This window comes from Bradyrhizobium sp. LTSP849, assembly GCF_000938255.1.
In the GTDB taxonomy this organism is placed as follows: domain Bacteria; phylum Pseudomonadota; class Alphaproteobacteria; order Rhizobiales; family Xanthobacteraceae; genus Bradyrhizobium.
On record NZ_JYMR01000016.1, the window covers coordinates 36,452 to 53,410 of the forward strand.

17 protein-coding genes are annotated in these 16,959 nt (G+C 58.7%); 4 read left to right on the top strand and 13 right to left on the bottom strand.

Translation table 11 applies throughout. The annotated features are described in order from the left end of the window. The first annotated feature begins 102 nt into the window (after positions 1–102). The 3 genes from UB31_RS11995 to UB31_RS12005 all read left to right on the top strand — a co-directional run bounded on the left by UB31_RS11995 (position 103) and on the right by UB31_RS12005 (position 3,453). On the top strand, positions 103–1,137 hold the full coding sequence (locus UB31_RS11995) for a GlxA family transcriptional regulator (RefSeq protein WP_349509919.1): 1,035 nt from the start codon (positions 103–105) through the stop codon (positions 1,135–1,137). Between the two features lie 280 nt (positions 1,138–1,417). Further along, entirely contained in the window at positions 1,418–2,917 is a 1,500-nt protein-coding gene (locus UB31_RS12000; RefSeq protein ID WP_044999823.1) for a CoA-acylating methylmalonate-semialdehyde dehydrogenase, read from the top strand. Between the two features lie 146 nt (positions 2,918–3,063). Next, positions 3,064–3,453: a tautomerase family protein gene (locus UB31_RS12005; protein ID WP_044999909.1), complete on the top strand. Its 390-nt coding sequence runs from the start codon at positions 3,064–3,066 to the stop codon at positions 3,451–3,453. Positions 3,454–3,745: 292 nt separating this feature from the next. Here UB31_RS12005 and UB31_RS39875 read toward each other — a convergent pair whose 3' ends face one another. The 10 genes from UB31_RS39875 to UB31_RS12055 all read right to left on the bottom strand — a co-directional run bounded on the left by UB31_RS39875 (position 3,746) and on the right by UB31_RS12055 (position 13,897). Then, positions 3,746–4,252, bottom strand: coding sequence for an ester cyclase (locus UB31_RS39875; RefSeq protein WP_082078499.1), 507 nt, complete (start codon positions 4,250–4,252; stop codon positions 3,746–3,748). Positions 4,253–4,501: 249 nt separating this feature from the next. Beyond that, complete coding sequence (locus UB31_RS12015) at positions 4,502–5,611, bottom strand: enolase C-terminal domain-like protein (protein ID WP_044999825.1); 1,110 nt, start codon at positions 5,609–5,611, stop codon at positions 4,502–4,504. Positions 5,612–5,764: 153 nt separating this feature from the next. Continuing rightward, positions 5,765–5,950 (bottom strand): tautomerase family protein, encoded by a 186-nt coding sequence (locus UB31_RS12020; RefSeq protein ID WP_044999826.1) that lies wholly within the window; start codon positions 5,948–5,950, stop codon positions 5,765–5,767. Between the two features lie 15 nt (positions 5,951–5,965). Continuing rightward, complete coding sequence (locus UB31_RS12025) at positions 5,966–6,196, bottom strand: tautomerase family protein (protein ID WP_044999827.1); 231 nt, start codon at positions 6,194–6,196, stop codon at positions 5,966–5,968. Positions 6,197–6,224: 28 nt separating this feature from the next. Next, positions 6,225–7,649: an MmgE/PrpD family protein gene (locus tag UB31_RS12030; protein ID WP_197087096.1), complete on the bottom strand. Its 1,425-nt coding sequence runs from the start codon at positions 7,647–7,649 to the stop codon at positions 6,225–6,227. Between the two features lie 516 nt (positions 7,650–8,165). Further along, positions 8,166–9,056: a LysR family transcriptional regulator gene (locus UB31_RS12035; RefSeq protein ID WP_045011031.1), complete on the bottom strand. Its 891-nt coding sequence runs from the start codon at positions 9,054–9,056 to the stop codon at positions 8,166–8,168. A gap of 351 nt (positions 9,057–9,407) precedes the next feature. Beyond that, complete coding sequence (locus UB31_RS12040; protein ID WP_349643867.1) at positions 9,408–10,370, bottom strand: NAD(P)H-dependent flavin oxidoreductase; 963 nt, start codon at positions 10,368–10,370, stop codon at positions 9,408–9,410. A gap of 198 nt (positions 10,371–10,568) precedes the next feature. Beyond that, on the bottom strand, positions 10,569–11,540 hold the full coding sequence (locus tag UB31_RS12045) for a LysR family transcriptional regulator (protein WP_044999829.1): 972 nt from the start codon (positions 11,538–11,540) through the stop codon (positions 10,569–10,571). 470 nt (positions 11,541–12,010) lie between these two features. Next, positions 12,011–13,642, bottom strand: a complete 1,632-nt coding sequence (locus UB31_RS12050) for a sodium:solute symporter family transporter (protein WP_050031518.1) — start codon at positions 13,640–13,642, stop codon at positions 12,011–12,013. Then, on the bottom strand, positions 13,643–13,897 hold the full coding sequence (locus UB31_RS12055; RefSeq protein WP_044999830.1) for a hypothetical protein: 255 nt from the start codon (positions 13,895–13,897) through the stop codon (positions 13,643–13,645). A gap of 444 nt (positions 13,898–14,341) precedes the next feature. Here UB31_RS12055 and UB31_RS12060 point away from each other — a divergent pair, with 444 nt between their 5' ends. Further along, positions 14,342–14,941: a glutathione S-transferase family protein gene (locus UB31_RS12060; protein ID WP_044999831.1), complete on the top strand. Its 600-nt coding sequence runs from the start codon at positions 14,342–14,344 to the stop codon at positions 14,939–14,941. A 292-nt stretch (positions 14,942–15,233) separates the two neighbouring features. Here UB31_RS12060 and UB31_RS12065 read toward each other — a convergent pair whose 3' ends face one another. From UB31_RS12065 to UB31_RS12075, 3 genes are all read right to left on the bottom strand, one after another. Beyond that, the gene (locus UB31_RS12065) at positions 15,234–15,698 is read right to left on the bottom strand and encodes a RidA family protein (protein ID WP_044999832.1); all 465 of its coding nucleotides are present in this window, start codon (positions 15,696–15,698) and stop codon (positions 15,234–15,236) included. Then, positions 15,692–16,411, bottom strand: a complete 720-nt coding sequence (locus tag UB31_RS12070; RefSeq protein ID WP_044999833.1) for an SDR family NAD(P)-dependent oxidoreductase — start codon at positions 16,409–16,411, stop codon at positions 15,692–15,694. Before UB31_RS12070 ends, UB31_RS12065 begins: the two co-directional genes overlap by 7 nt. 66 nt (positions 16,412–16,477) lie before the next feature. Next, entirely contained in the window at positions 16,478–16,912 is a 435-nt protein-coding gene (locus UB31_RS12075) for an organic hydroperoxide resistance protein (RefSeq protein ID WP_044999835.1), read from the bottom strand. Positions 16,913–16,959 lie beyond the last annotated feature (47 nt).

The window sequence follows — 16,959 nt, forward strand, 5'->3', positions numbered from 1 at the left end:
TATCTCTATGAGATAAGCGGCTCAGCTAGTATTGGCAGGATTGCCAATTTTGATACCAATTAGGCCACCTACCTTCCAGATTACGCCGATTTACGGGCATCCTTGATTACAAATTCGAGCTGGATCCGTAGTCTAAGCCTTGGCAAAATGCCTAATTCTGATATCGTTTTTGCCATGCGCATCCATGTCCTTGCTCTGAACGACGTGCTCGACACTGGTCTCGCCGCGGTGCTCGACGCCTTTGCCTTCGCCAATGCGCTGGCGGAAATGCACGGCATCTCCTCCGTGCGCTTCAAGACGAAAGTGGTCGGTTTGCGTGAGACCGTCACAACAGCGCAGGGCCTGAATGTTCCGGTCACCTCGGCAGTGCGCGCGCAGAAGCCCGATGTGGTGGTGATGCCCGCCATCAACCGGATCATGCCGAAGCCGCTGGTGCAGATGTTGGCCAGTGGCGAAGTGCGCGAGGCCGGTGCGGTGTTGCGCAAATGGTCGGAGCGCGGTGCGCTGGCTGCGGCCGCCTGTGTTGGCACCTTCGTGTTGGCGGAAGCGGCTTTGCTCGATGGCGAAGAAGCAACCACCACCTGGTGGCTGGCGCCTCTGTTCCGGGAGCGATATCCGCATGTGCGGCTCGACGAGTCGCAAATCATCGTTCAGTCCAACGCGGTCGTCACCGCTGGCGCGGCGCTCAGCCATCTGGATCTGGCGCTGACCTTGATCCGACGCGCGGACCCTGCGCTGGCCGACCTTACGGGCAAGTATCTGATGGCCGACGTCCGCAACTCGCAGGCCGCCTACGCGATACCTGGGCACGTAGTCCATGGCGATCCGCTGGTACACAAGTTCGAACGATGGGCACGGCAACGCCTGGCCGAGGGGTTCTCGCTGGATCAGGCTGCCGCGGAACTCGCCACCAGCAAGCGTACGCTGGCTCGCCGGATGCAGAGCGTGCTTGGCAAATCTCCCCTCGAATACCTCCAGGATTTGCGGATCCAGCGGGCAGTGCACCTGCTTACAACCGGCCATGCCAGCGTCGATCAGATTGCTGCCGAGGTCGGCTACGCCGAAGGCGTGACGTTGCGCGCGCTGCTGCGCCGGAAGCTCGGCCGCGGCGTGCGCGAAATCCGCCGCAACCTCTGAGGTCGCATCACTCTTGGCCGGTGTTACGGAAGCCCACGCTGCCCAATGGCCTGTGATGATCCGCTCGATCTCTGTCGAGAGAGGCGAAAATTCCACCCAACGAATGGACGTCATCAGCGCGATCAACACGCCTTGGCTGGCGACGATTCACGCAAATGACGCGTCATTGCTGATTCCGGTCTCTAACTTGAATTTCCGCACAACGAATGCGCGATAGTTCTCGTTGTTGTGCAGACTTGGACGTTTCATATGGCGCGTGCGGAAAACAAGGAGGCTCATCGTGGTTACGCAAGTTCAGCATTATATCAATGGCCAGCGCGTTTCTGGCCGTAACGGGCGGTCATCGTTCGTCTTCAATCCTGCGACCGGCGAGCAAGCGGCATCCGTGCCGATCGCGAACGCCGCGGATGTGGCGGATGCCGTCGCGGCGGCAGTGAAGGCTGCGCCGGGATGGGCGGCGACGACGCCGCTGCGGCGGGGCAGGATTCTCAACCGGTTCCTCAGGATCCTCGAGGAACGCACCAGCCAGCTGGCAGACGTCATCGTCGCCGAGCATGGCAAGGTTCACTCCGACGCGGTCGGTGAGATTCAGCGTGGTATGGAGGTCGTCGAGTTCGCGACGGCCGCCCCGCAGCTGTTGAAGGGCGAGATCACTGAGAATGTCGGGACGCGCGTCGATAGCTACTCGATGCGCCAGCCTCTCGGCGTGGTCGCCGGCATTACCCCGTTCAATTTCCCCGCCATGGTGCCGATGTGGATGTTTCCCGTTGCCCTTGCCTGCGGCAACACCTTCATCCTGAAGCCCTCCGAGCGCGATCCGTCGGCATCCGTCATCCTCGCGGAGTGGCTCAAGGAAGCGGGCCTGCCCGACGGCGTATTCGGGGTCGTCCATGGCGACAAGGAGACCGTCGACGCGCTGCTCCATCATCCCGACATCTCGGCGATCAGCTTTGTGGGATCCACGCCGATTGCAAAGTACATCTACGAGACATCTGCCAGCGCCGGAAAGCGCTGCCAGGCGCTAGGCGGTGCCAAGAACCACATGATCATCATGCCGGACGCCGACATGGACCAGGCGGTCGATGCCTTGATGGGCGCTGCCTTCGGCTCGGCCGGTGAGCGTTGCATGGCGATCTCCGTCGCGGTGCCAGTTGGCGAGACAACCGCGAACCGGCTGATCTCGGCGCTGGAGCCGAAGATCCGCAGCCTCAAGATCGGGCCCGGCACGGATCCAGAAGCGGAAATGGGTCCGCTGGTCACCAAGCAGCATCTGGACAAGGTCCGCGGCTATATCGACGCCGGCGTCGCGGAGGGTGCCAAACTGCTGGTCGACGGCCGTGGCTTCAACATGCAGGGCTACGAAGACGGTTACTTCATCGGCGGGTCGTTGTTCGATCACGTCACGCCGAACATGAAGATCTACAAGGAAGAGATCTTCGGTCCCGTCCTGTCTGTTGCCCGTGCGCCCGACTACGACACCGCCGCGCGCATGATCAACGAGCACGAATTCGGCAACGGCACCTCGATCTTCACGCGTGACGGCGACGCGGCTCGGGAGTTTGCGCACAAGATCAAGATCGGCATGGTCGGCATCAACGTCCCGATCCCGGTACCGATGGCATTCCACTCCTTCGGTGGGTGGAAGGCGTCGATCTTCGGCGACCACCATATGCATGGCCCGGAAGGCGTCCGCTTCTATACCCGGATGAAGACAATCACGAGCCGCTGGCCAACCGGGATTCGCGCCGGCGCCGAGTTCGTGATGCCCACAATGTCCTGATCGCAACAACCGGCCCGCTGCTCACCCAGCAGCGGGCCGACCAGGAAAACGGCGGCGAAAGCCTGTCGGTTTCAAAACTCGATCTGCAGCCGCGATCGCGCTCTCGAAGACGAAGCGACAACGCATAGCGACACGGAGAATGGATGATGCCCCTTTTGTGCTTCGATCTTGTTGAGGGACGTTCGGAACGGCAGCTCAAAAAGATACTAGACGTCACCCATGAGGTGTTGGTCGACTCATTCAACGTACCCCATCGCGACCGCTATCAGATCGTCAGGGAGCACCCGCCTTCCAGAATGATCATCGAGGACACGGGCCTTGGTATCAAGCGCACACCCAACATGCTTGTCCTTCAAGTCACGACTCGCCCTCGCAGCCGCGTGATGAAGCAAACATTCTATAGTTCGTTGGTGGAACGGCTTGCCGATCAATGCGGCATTTCGCCGAGCGACGTTGTCGTGACGTTTGTAACGAACACCGATGAGGATTGGTCATTTGGGCTCGGACGTGCCCAGTTCCTCACGGGTGAGCTCTAGCCTGTCGAAGTCCAACGGTTGGACCTAAAGGAACTCCGGATTAGTTTTTTTGCTTGCCAGCGGCCGGATGACGCCGCTCGGGGCACCTGTCTGCCGATCATCAAAAATAATCACGCCGTCGGGCACGAAATCGAGTGTCCCGACGGCGCTGAATACTGGGTCCTTGAAGTCCCCAGCGGTGCTGGATTTAGAATCACAATCCCGCCGGTTGAAACAGCCCGTTTTAGCCGCGCGTCACCCGAGGGGATGTGACTCTCGCAAACACTGAGGCGAAGGCTTGAACAGTTGCCGGTCAGGCCTTCAACTGCGCCAGGACTCCGGCGATATCGCCCATGCCCCAATGCTCGATTATCAGGCCGCTTTGAACCCTGAAGATATCGCAGGAGGTGAATCGGAGCGCACGGCCGGTTGGCGCAACTCCCGAAAGCGGGCCGTTATGGGTGCCGCTATAGACGAAGCTTGCGGCCGCACGATCGCCCGACGCGACCGTGGCCTCGATCTCCACCTTGAGGTCCGGTATTCCCGCCAGCCGCGCAGTAAAAACTGCCACCGTCCCCTGCTTCGGCGACTTGCCCTGCGGCGGCGGCGGTGCGGCCGCGCTGAGCTGGTGGTTGACGTAATTATCAGAGAACAGCGCCGCGAATGCCGTGAGGTCGTGCGCGCTCAAAGTCGCCGCAAACTTTTCAATCAACGGTGCGGCTGCGCTCTTCTTGTCCGCCATGGCCGGCGCGACAAGTGCCGGCAAGGCAAGTGCCGATCCCGCCAACGTAACCGTCTTCAAGAGATTCCTTCGATCCATAACATTTCCCCGATCTGATCATCACATTTCCCGCCGTCGAATGTAGGAGCGGAACGCGCGGCAAACTGGCACCTATATCTCTTGGTGGCCAAACCACGTTTTGTTGTAGCCGACGAGTCTTTCAGAGAGCCGATATCAGCCGAAACGATCGCTCGAACCTCGCTGCTTAGAGCTCTCCTGACGGATACAGCTCCGCAACAACTCGTGCGTTTCGGGAGCCATGGCGTTAGGGGTCTTCTTTGGCCGGGCTCAGATTGCCGCAAGGCGCTTTAGCTTGGCCTCGTCCCATGAAATCCCGCTGCCGACACTCTCCGGCGTGAGAACCATTCCGTCGCGGATTTTCAACGGTTCTTCGACGATCGCATCTGCCCAATCAACATACTCAAGCCAATGGGCGGTGGGCGTGGCGCAAAGAAGATGCGTGCTGACTTCCGGCATCAGATGCGACGACATTTCGATACCCTGGGCTGCAGCGATGCCGGCCGCATGCAGCCAGCCGGTTACACCGCCAATCCGCGCGACGTCGACCATGACGTAGTCGCTCGCGCCAGTCGTGACGGCACGCAACAGGGCATCCGGGCCGTTGAGGTTTTCGCCGATCTGGACCGGAACCTTCAGTTCACGCGCCAGTGCGGCGCTCGCCACATAGTCATCGTGGGCTATCGGCTCTTCGAGCCAGTAGATCCCCTCCTTTTCCAGCTCTCGTCCACGAAGAACTGCTTCCGCGGGTGTCAGGGCCTGATTGTAGTCCACCATGATCGCAATATCTGCACCGGAAACGCTCTTGCGGACAGCCCGCAACGCGGCCAGGTCCTCAAAAAGCGTGGGGTATCCGAGCCGGACCTTAACTGCTCCTAAACCGCTCTCCAGAAGCGCCCTCACCTCTCGGGCAAGGCTATCCGGCTCCATCAGCCCAAGCCCGCGGCTGTCGTACGCACGTAGCGATTTAGGCCCTGACCCGAGTAGGGCGGACAGCGGAACACGATGCATCTGCGCAGTCGCGTCCCACAAGGCCATATCGAGCAGTGAAAGAGCCATCCGCACGGCGCCGGTCACGCCGAGTAGTGCAAACTGGCGCGCGAGGGTCTGCGATGCCTCAAAAGGTGTGGCGTTCTTGCCCTTGAGGAGTTCGACCGCCTCGTACAGATGTGAGGATATGGCAGTCGCGCCCGAGGGCCGATAGCAAAACGTGTATGCCTTGCCCGTTACGCCATCTTCGTTCAGCAAATCGACAAGTAACAGCGGCACAGCCCTCACAACAGCCGCGCTCGTTCCCAGCGTAAATTTCAGCGGGACCATCACTCCGCGGGTCGTTACCGAGCGAATTCGTTGCCCTGCCGTACTCACGCCGTTCGTCATTTTGATCTTTCACTACGTTTCGGGATATCGGACCGACAAGCGAAGCGCCCCTTCTACTCGGAGGCCCGCAACTATCTTGCCCGGGGCTGCTGCGCCTAGCCTGGGCTTTTCTGTACTGGCCATGCCGCTCGAAACAGCTTTCTGCGAGCCAAGCTATTCCTCGCCGTGAATCCTTCCGGAAATGCTCATGTTGCCGGCGGGATGCTCAAACAGGAGAACATTGATGATCTTCGGATCGGAGCCGATCGATTCGTGGGTAACCTTGACGATGTCACGGATCAACTGCGTCTTACGGGTCTTGGTGAGACCCGCTGCGATATGACATTCAATGTAGGGCATAGTTGCCTCCCTTTCCTATTTCAGGCGAGCAATGAGCTCTTTGTCGTTGGCATTGCCTTCGACAAACTCGGGCAGGTGTTGCCCATGCTCAACGAAGTTAATGCCTCGCCCCTCTCTGATGACAAAGAAGATGTTGTTGGCCGGTTCACCGGTAGCTTCGCTGACGACACGCAGCAGGCCGGCCGAAAGCGCTCGCTTTTGCTCATCCGAGCGGCCGTACCGCATGTCGCAAGAAATCATTGACATCGGGATACTCCTTCGTTGACGCGAATGACTATTGAATTCCGGGGTGAAGCGCAGGGTGGACCGCCTTGGGGTTCACTTTCCCAAGGATATCCATCAAATCAGAGATCGGTCGCTCGTCGATCTTCTCGACCGCCTTGATGATACTGTTCCGTAGTGCTTCATCTGCAAATGGCTCGCTCAGCCAATTGAACTTCTCGACCGTGCGTTCCCATGACATTGGGTTGCCGAGCCCGCCTTCGTATCCAAGCTGCTCGCGATCGAAGGTACGACCGTCTTTGGCCTTGATAGCGATCCGGGTGTTCAGCTCGTGCGGGTATCTGGCGGTGAAGGCATCGTCGGGAGCTATCGTTACCTTGCTCAACAGGGCTTGCGCGTCATCGGCCTGGACACGCGCCTGCTCGAGCTGCGCAGGCCCGACCTCATCGTCCAAGAGCGCCGCCGCAATCAGGTACTTCAGGTTGTAATCCGCTTGCTCCTTGGTCTGCGGTCTGTCTTTTGAGCCAAATGCGCCGCCGCCTGCGATGTCGAAACCTGACTGGAAGATGTCGCACCGGACGGCCTCGATATCGCCGGCCGCCAACTTATTGTCGCGCTTCAACTTGAGCACGGCTTCAAGTACCGGCTGACCGTGAATGAGCGAACAGAATTTCTTCATGATCGTAAGCTTGATGATCTCGAGCGAGTCATCCGACCAATCAACGTCGATCTTTTGATCAAACATCCGCAGCAAGCCGTTCGGTCCCTCAAACAGCCCAGATGGACCGGTGAAGCCGCGCTTGGCGAGCGATGCGGAATAGACGGCGCGCATCCCGGTCATTCCGGGAGAAAAACCCTTCCACTGCGATACCGGTTCGACGTGAACGCAAGTGAGGGAAATGTTGTCAACAGTCGCGATCGAGATCGCATGCGCGATCTGCTCAGCGTTCAGCCCGAACAGCTTTCCTGCTCCAGCGGCAGCGGATATTGCGAGCTGAATTGCATGATTGAACCCCTTCGCCATGACGGGGACAACGGCGGTAAACCGGCATTGGATTTCGTAGGCCACCGCAAGGGCGAGCATGAAGTCTTCGCCGGATGCCTTGGCGTGCTCGGCAGCAGCCAGGATCGCGCCGAAATTGTCGCTGGGATGACAGAGTCCGCCCGGCGACATGTAGCTGTCAAGCAGGTCGACATATCGCACCAACCCAGAGTTATATAAGGCGGCCTGGTCCGGAGCGGTCTTACCGCCGCCGATCAGCGTGCACGATCCCCCGGACCGGTACTCCGCAAACTGCTCGCGCAGCGCCGCGAACGGCGCTCCCGGAAGCGCGGAGATCGCGCATCCCAAGCTATCCAGAATATTTCGCTTGTAGAGCTTGCGCGCGTCAGGCTTTAGAGACGTCGCAGCAGCCCGGTCGGCAAAGTCGGCGATCGCGTTTACCGTGGATACGGAAGTCGCATTTTTCATCAGCATGTAAACGTCCTTGGCCGCGTCCCATACGATTGAACTGGTATAGTTTCGATGGAACGTGCCTTTATCATTTGAGATCAGCAAACGAATAGATTCGAGAAGGCAATCTGCACCGCAGATTACTCGGCCAGGTGCAGAGCTCGTTGGATAAAGGGGTCGGCATCAGGCAACGGAATTGAGCAGGGTGGTACCGCCCAGGAGACAACGCCATCAATTCCGGCGATCGAGCAATCTCTTATCGTTGCTGCTCAGGCACGAACGCATCAGATCTGCGTACCGAGATAATCGGCGACGACCGAGGCACGTCGCTTACACCTGCCGCGATGAAATGCCATCTTTGCCGACTAAATGTGGCTCGCGGATTCGGGGCCTTAGGCAGGCTTCGAAGTTTGAGAGAAGATCGACCCTACTTCGTCAGCGCAAGGCTGGCCGTCGTCTCGGTCCCAGGCAGAAACGACCAGAATGAAAAACGCCTGGACGACTTCCTTTCGGAACTCGGCGCTCTCGCAACGAGCCGGACTACTCGGCAGCCGCCACATGCAACTCGGGGCCCGGCCGTACAATCTGAAGAAAGGCAGAGAGTGCACTGGAGACGTAGGCGTCTGTGCGCCGAATGAACACGGTCTGCACTTCAGAAAACTCGGACTCCAATTCATGCACTGCGACTTGGCCGTCCCGCCATGCCGCAACAACTACTCCCTTGGGCAGCAGTGTAACTCCAACGCCCGCCGCCACACAGCCGAGGATTGCGTCGATCGAACCGAATTCCAAAGGCTGCGCCACAAGTATTCCCGCCCTGTTCAGCAGATTCTCAAGCCTTATCCGATAGGAGCAACCGACACGGAAGACAATTGTTTTCAGTTCGTTGATCGAGGAAAGCTCTTCGATGCTTCGAATTGAGCGAGGCGTTACCAAGACGAGTTCTTCCCGAAACAGGCACTCCTGTTGCAAATCTGGATGATCCACCGGCCCCGCAACAAACGCACCCTCCAGCCTGCACTCGACAACGTCCTCGATGAGACTGCAGGTCGTCCCGGTCGTCACCACTGGACGAACCTTTGGGTAAGCTTTGGTGAAGCTCGCAAGCACAGACGGAAGCCGAATTGCCGCAGTCGTTTCAAGGGTGCCGAGTTCAAGGACGCCACCGGGGGTGCCGTCATCCCTTGCGGCCGCCTTGGCGTCGCTGAGGAGCTTGGTTATTCGTGCCGAAAAGGGGAGCATCCGGCGCCCGGCCGGCGTGACCTTCACGCCGCGTGCATGCCGCTGGAATAGCTGAATACCAAGCTCAAGCTCCAACGCTCTTACGCGCGCGGTGACATTGGATTGGACAGTGTTCAGCTCAGCCGCAGCTCGGTTCATACTGCCGTGCCGAGCAACTGCCTCAAAGACCCTTAGATCGGTTGCGTCCATAACAAGCCCTATCTTCTGAAGCGAACGGTTCGGCATCAACACGCTTGGTCGAGTGATTATCTTGATCCAAGCCACCCGTTTTACAAGGCCGAATCCGAACGGCTTATGCCTGTTTTCGAACACAAGGACCGATTGCAGCGAGCTATCACTAAAAGTAATACCGATATCTCAAACACAGATATCGAAACGATAACCCGTCGAGGCCCTCTTCTAAGGATTCGTCGTCCATCAAATTGGAAGCGGTTGGGCGCAGATCGAAACGATGCTGGCCGCGCAACAAACGAGTGCACCGCGAAGGGATCCTAACGGCTTCGCTGTGTCGGAGGGGACGCGTCAGCCCACCCCGTTCCGTCACTCCAACGAAGCGCGGGCATACTTGGCGAGCCTCTCTTTGGCCTCGACAACGACACGGCGCACGACGTCACCTGCCTCGGGCAGGTCATGAATCATGCCGATTGACTCCCCGACCGTCACATTCGCCACATCGAAGTCGCCGACGCGCGACGCCGCCTCCACCTTTTCCAATTCGTCGGCCTGTAGTGCCCTTAGCTTCTCTTCGTGGCCATGCCACTTTTCGATGAACCCATTCTTCAGCAGCCGCCCGGTGTATCCTTCCGGCCAAGCTCTCCGCCTTACAATATCGTACACGCTGGTTCGTATCGTCTCATCGCCCGAAGCTGCCACCACCTTGGCTTTGGCACTCGGATGGATAAGGGCCTCCTTTGTTGCCCAAAAGCGGCTGCCCATGAGAGCGCCTTCGGCGCCGAGCATCAGAGCCGCAGCAAGACCTCGCCCGTCGGCGATTCCGCCCGCGGCAACAACGACCACGTCAGGTGCGTATTTGCTCAGAGCGTCTACCACCGTCGGGACGAACGGCAATGTCGATCGGGCTGTTTGGCCGTGGCCGCCCGCTTCCGTGCCTTGCGCTACGACGACGTCGGCTCCGACATCGGCGGCTCGCCGCGCTTGGTCGACCGTATGGACTTGGCAAATGAGGGGCACCTGGGCTTGTTTGATGCGCTTTGCAAATGGTGCCGGATCAGCAAAGGATAACATGATCGCGCGCGGATGACGCTCTATTGCGAAGTCGAGCAATTCCGGCTGTTTTGCGACCGACCAAGTGATGAAGCCGCATCCCACATCTTTGCGCGTGATCTTCGCCGACTCCGTCTCGAACCAGGCACGGTCGCCATATCCGCCGCCAAGCAGGCCGAGCCCGCCGGCGACGGCAACCGCAGTGGACAGGTCTGCGCCCGCGGCAGGCGTCATCGGCGCAAGGATGATTGGGTGCTCAATATTAAAGAGCTTCGTCAACCGCGTCCTGATCATCGTCCTACCCTTTCCACTGTTATGCCACTAAGCTCCGGCGTTCTCTGCCGTGTGACTTCTTGTGCACCGCGATGCCCCGTAACAGTGACAAGCACTTCCTCTTTCGAACGTTCGGCACTTGACTAACCGCCCGACATTCCAACGTCGCTCCATTATTTCGTAGACACCCAGCGCCGCCAATACTCACTGGTCGGAAAACACTCTTTCGCGGCACGTACGAATGCCGGCTTTTTGAACCACGGCATCGGTCGAGAGGCGGGAGAATTGAGCTTTGAGACGAGGCACCGCAAAATCGACGAAAGCCCGTACTTTGGGAACGGCAAGCCGTCCCTGTGGGGAAATCAGATGCAGAGGGATCGCGGAAGCATCGTCCTGCCTGAGCAGGACTTGTAGCCTGTTTTGCGAGAGTTGCTCCGCAATGTGATAGGAGAAGAGCCGGGTGATGCCTCGCCCCTCGACGGCCGGGGCAATAGCGCCACGAACACTATTCACTACGAAGCGTGGCGTGAAATGAACCGATCGCGGTATCGACGATCCTTTCGCCGGTGGAAAGGTCCACGAATCAATTCCGAAGTGAGTCATTGCGATGATCTTGTGCTTTGCAAGATCAGCGACCTCTTCGATTTTCGGATGCGCCGACAAATAGCGGGGCGATGCCGCTACGACACGCCACACCGCTCCCAACCGGATCGCGACGAGCGTGGAATCTGTCAAATTGCCAATTCGCAAGGCGATATCCATGCCTTCATCGATAAGTTTCACCGGTCTATCGAGCAAAAACAGCCTGACAGAGACGGTTGGATAGGCGTCCATGAACTCGTCCAATACCGGGCGCAAGATATCTTCGCCCGCCGCGACTGGAGCTGTTATGGTCAACGTGCCACTCGGGGTCGATCGTTCACTTGCCGCGACGAGATCAGCCTCCTCAAGATCTGCAATGACGCGGCGACACACAAGCGCATAACGTTCCCCCGCGTCGCTTAGCTTGAATGACCTCGTCGTGCGGTGAAGAAGTGTAACACCTACATGCGCCTCAAGAGACGCAAGCGCCCGGCTTATCGCAGCAGGTGATCGTCCCAGCTTGCGTCCCGCTTTCCTTAAGCCTCCCTCATCGAGGGTGGCGACGAAGATCTTCATGGCGTCGATACGGTCCACTTACCCACCACTTGACACTTGATGTCAGTCAACGCCTCAATGTGCGAACAACATATGCGCAGCCCGACAAGTCCCGGGCAGATCGCGAACTGTTTCCTGCACTAGATTATGCGTCGCCGATCGTACGACGATGTTGATTGAGGCTAGGCAGCAGTTGGCGCCACCATCAAACGCATTTTCGAGATAGCCTTATCTTTTCTGGAGATTGGCAGACGGCGTGTCTACGATTCCCGGGTGCTACCGATGACTTCGCATGGCCCGTCAAGGCTATTCATCGCCGCTGGTCGATCGACCCTAGATCTTCGTCGCAACCTTATCGGCGCGACAGATACCGCGTTCGATTCAAATCGCTTCGCTGGGGTGTCGATCAGCCTCGGCAGCGTTTCGACGCGAAGAAATGCGGGCGTTGCTGCGCGGGCATCGGGCAGTTGAAGCAGTTAGCTATTGAATTCCAGGCTCGGACATCGAATCTATTCCACGTATCGGGCAACGGATGGCCCCGTTAGGCGCCAATCCCCCTCAGGTTCTGCCTTGGTGATCGATACCAGCCAGCAAACAAGCAGCGTCAGCGGCAAGGTGAAGAGCGCCGGAGAGTCGTACGGAAAGATTGCGGGACCAAGACCCAACACCTTTGACCATATCGTCGGGCCCATAGCCGTCAGTACAACCGATGAGATAAGCCCGAAGGTGCCACCGATGACTGCACCACGGGTCGTCAGGCCGTCCCAGTAGATTGCCAGGATCAGCAAGGGGAAGTTGGCGCTGGCTGCAATCGCCGTGGCAAGCGCGAGGAGGTAAGCCACATTCTGGCCCTCGCATGCCAGTCCGAGCAATATGCCGAGCACTCCCAATGCAACCGAGGAGATCCGCGATATCTGGAGCCGCGTCCGCTCAGTGAGTTGCCGTCCGGACAAACCTACGACGAGATCGTTGGCAGCCGACGAGGCGCCCGCTATGAGCAATCCAGAGACAACCGCCAGGATCGTCGCAAACGCAACCGCAGAGATGAAACCAGCCAAGATGCTTCCGCCCACGGCCCTCGCCAGATGGATGGGAGCCAGATTGTTCCCGCCAAAGAGTACGCCACTGGCACTGGCGTAGGCGGCATCCCCACGGAGGAGCGCGATACTGCCATATCCGATAAAAAACAGCATCACAAAGAACAAGCAGATCAGGCAGGTCGCGTAAAACACTGACAGACGCGCTGCCCGCTCGTCGCTAACCGTGAAGAAGCGCATGAGGATATGAGGCAACCCAGCCGTGCCGAACAGGACTCCGACGCCAATCGACAGCGTCGCGACTCCGTCCTGTGCGAAACCACGAATATCCATGATCCTGTCGCCGATTGGATGATTGCTCACCGCCGTCTTGAAGAGATCCGACATACTGAATCCGAACCTGACCAAGACCAGCACCGCGATTATGCAGCTTCCGCCGATCATCAGAACGGCCTTGATGATCTGAACCCACGTGGCGGCCCGCATGCCGCCGAGAGTCGAAAACACAATCATGAGCATTCCAACCATGATGACCGCCGGCGCGTAGCCGATTCCGAACAGCAAGGAAATTAGCTCCCCTGCGCCGACCATTTGCGCCACGAGGTAGAAGCTCACGATTACGAGGGTGGAAGAACCCGCCAGGATGCGAACCGGCCGCTCTTTCAATTTATGAGTCAGCACGTCTGCGAAAGAATACTTCCCAAGGCGGCGCAGTGGCTCCGCGACGAGAAACAGTACAATAGGCCAGCTGGCCAAATAGCTGGCGGCGAGGAACATTCCATCCAAGCCTGAGGCATAGATCGCGCCCGACAGACCGAGGAAGGCGCCGGCGGACATGTAGTCGCCCGCTATGGCAAGGCCATTTTGCCCTGACGAGATCGAGCTTCCAGCCGTAAGATATTCCGATGAACTGGTTGCGTGGCGCGCCGTCCAGAAGCTGATGAGCAGCGTAAGCACCGCGAAGACCACGAAGAAAAAGATGGTCGAAACGTCCGCCTGGCGCACTTGAGACTCGGGCTGCGCCGAGTACGCCGATCCACTAACCCCGAAGGTATATGCAATCGCAAACAAGAGGCTCATGCCATTCCGTGACATACGCATCATTCAATCTCCGTGCCGCATGAACACGAATAAGCCGGTCAAGATGACGCTCAAAGCCATGCAGCTGGCCAACGCGATCATCGCTGGACTAAAGGTCATTGAGGCAATGGCGGCGGGCACCGGGTGCCGTGCGCAGTAGAGGACGAAGGCCATCATCGCCAGGTATGAAAGGATCATCGCGAGCATCAACCGGACACGGAGCGTGTCTGGCCTGTTCGCGGTGACGCGCGACGGATGCACCTCATCGGTTCTGTGCAAATTCCTCTCCCTGCATGGGATTGCGTGTGCGTCGCATGTTCTGCGATCATGTTGGTTCAACGCTAGGCAACCGCTGGCGCAACCATCAAACGTTTTTTCGAGATAGCCATATCTTCTCTTGAGATTGCCGGACGGCTCATCTCGCATTTGCAGGGTCTATCGATTGCTTTGCTTCGCTCCGCCAGAGCGATTCAGCGCCACCGATCGACCGGTCGCAAGCGCTGGTCCTCGTCTTATCGGCGCGAGAGATACCGCGTTCAGTTCAAATCGCTTCGCCCGGATACACCAAGTTCATAGGCTCATTTGGCAAGCCTAACCGGGAGACATCTGGCGACGGCGAGCAGTGAATACGCTCATAACCGGCCGAAGGACGATCGGCGTGTCCACCGAAAGGATACCCCGTGTTTGACAGCATCAACCACAGGCTCACCCGGGAGATTTCTCATGAAGCTCTATTGGTCGCCGAACTCCCCTTACGCCCGAAAGGTTGTGGTGGTTACCAAGGAGTTGCAGATCGACGATCGTGTTAAACTCATTGAGACATCTGCAATGCCGACCAAAGAGAACCCGGAGCTTTCGACGCTCAATCCGGTGACCCGCATACCGACGCTTCAATTGAATACCGGTGAGGTTCTTTTCGATAGCAGCTTAATCTGTGAGTACCTGGATGAGTTCTCAGACGGTGGACTGCTGCCGATGCTTGGACTAGCCCGACGGCAAGTGCTCAAGCTCGAACTGTTTGGCCTGGATATCATGGACCGCGCTGTGGTCTGCCGCCAAGAAACCCTACGGCCTGAAGGCTACCGCTGGAGCGGATGGGTCGATGCTCAGTTTGATCGGATCGGCAAGGTGCTCGACGTCCTTGACGCCAATGCACCAGCACTCGATCCTGACCTCGGCTCCATCACCGTCGGTTGCGCCCTCGAATATCTAGACTTTCGCTTCGGTGACCGCCCCTGGCGATCGCAGCGGCCGCGGCTGACTGCCTGGCAGGAGCAATTTGCCTTGCGGCCGAGCATGACCAGCACAAAGCATCCTCGGTGACCAGAGTTCTAGGGCATCGGCATGCCCGTTAGCCGTCGTGCAATTGCTCAGGCTTGTCACACGCCTCCCGTCGGCGAAGCCCGTCTGTCTTGACCGGCAAAGAGGCTCCCGGTGCCCTCTCCCAGACTCGCCGGGATCTCCTTGGAGGTCCCGGCGCTTTTTATGTCCGCGGCAACGATCTGAGCTGAGATTTTGCCGTCGCTGTCGCTCTATCGATCGTGTTCAGATCGCGATAGATCGATGGCTGATACTCGTTGGCGCTGATTGAATGACATACCAGCCGGTCCACGGGTTACGGCTTCGTTTCCAGTATAACCTCTAACTCGATCGGCATGTCCATCGGCAACCTCGCAACGCCCATCACAAGCCGGGCCGATACCTTCTTTGGGCCAAATACCTGGTTGAACAGTTCAGAGGCGCCGTCCGCTATCCCTGGCTGATCAATAAGATCTCCTGAAGTTGCGATATAGACACCGAGTCTGACAACGCGGCTCACCTTGTCGAGCGATCCCAGGCGCTCTTTGGCAACGGCGAGGGCATTGAGAGCCGCCAGCCCCGCCGCCTCCCGGCCCGCCGCGCCGTCCAGTTCCTTGCCGACACGTCCAACAAACTTCGGCTTCTGGTTTACGACAGGTAGCATGCCGGTGAGGAACAGCAGATTGCCGGTCTGCACTGCCTCGACGTACGCGCCGAAAGGCTTGGGTGCCTGCGGGAGTTGGATACCCAACTCCCGCAGGCTGACTTCCGCGCTTACCATCTTCCGGAATGCGCGCCGCCATCAACGTGCAGCGATTCCCCGGTAACATTCTGCGCTTCGGTCAGATAGACGATCGCATCAACGATGTCCTTGACGCTGGAGACCGTGCCCAACGGGGCGAGTGTCTTCAGGAACTCGTGCGGATCGTCTTTGTGCAGGGGGGTGTCCACCATGCCGGGCGCGACCGTGTTAAAGCGGATGCCCTGCTTCGCATATTCGACTGCCAGGTTGCGGGTCATGGCCTCCAGGCCGCCTTTGGTGATCATCGGCACCGAAACGGTCAGGCCTGCGATCGGGTTTTCGACCAGCGACGAGGTGATGCCGACGACACTGCCGCCCGACTTCTGGGCCAGCATCTGCTTCACGGCATGCTGCGTGATGTAAAGATAGCCTTCCAGGTTGGTTGACGACAGCTTCTTCAGATCTTCACCGGTGTAATCGGTAAATGCCTTAGGGAAGAAGATGCCGGCATTGTTGACCAGCGCGTCGATCGAACCGAACTTGCTGATTGCGGTCTGGGCAACCTTCGCGGCCACCGATGCATCCCCGATATCGCCGTCAACCAGCGCGAGCTTGGGGGACGTTGGCAGTTCCTTCGACTTGCTCACGCTGCGCGATGTCGCGACGACGTTGTAGCCCTTGTCGAGGAACGCCTTCACGGCGCCGGCACCGATGCCCTGGGAAGCACCTGTTACGATAACTGTCTTGCTCATGATATTCTCCGTTGTTTTTGGGTTGATCGTCGGAAGGGCACTCGCCTGAATCTTCCGCTCGAAACTTCACTGCGCTGCGACGATGTCTACGCGCACGTCGAGGCTGTTCCGCGTCGCGTTCGAGTAGGGACAGATCTGATGGGCCTTCTGCACCAGCGTCTCAGCATCAGCCTTTGCCAACCCGGGCAGATAAACCGCGAGGCCGACCTCAAGGCCGAAACCGCCCTCGGCGCGCGGACCAATTCCCACGGTAGCCTTGACGGTGGTATCACCCGGCACCTTCGGGCCACCCTGCGTGGCGACGAACTGCATGGAGCTAAGAAAACAAGCGGCATAGCCAGCAGCGAAGAGCTGCTCGGGGTTGGTGCCCGGGGCACCGTCGCCACCCAGCTCCTTGGGCCGGGTCAGGCTGACCTTCAGGTTTCCGTCTGGGGTGGCAGCATGGCCGACACGACCTCCCGTCGCTGTGGCATTGGTTCTGTATAAAACATTGGTTGGCATCGCTTTCTCCTCTTCATGCGGTGTGTTCGCTGGTGGGAGGAGAATGG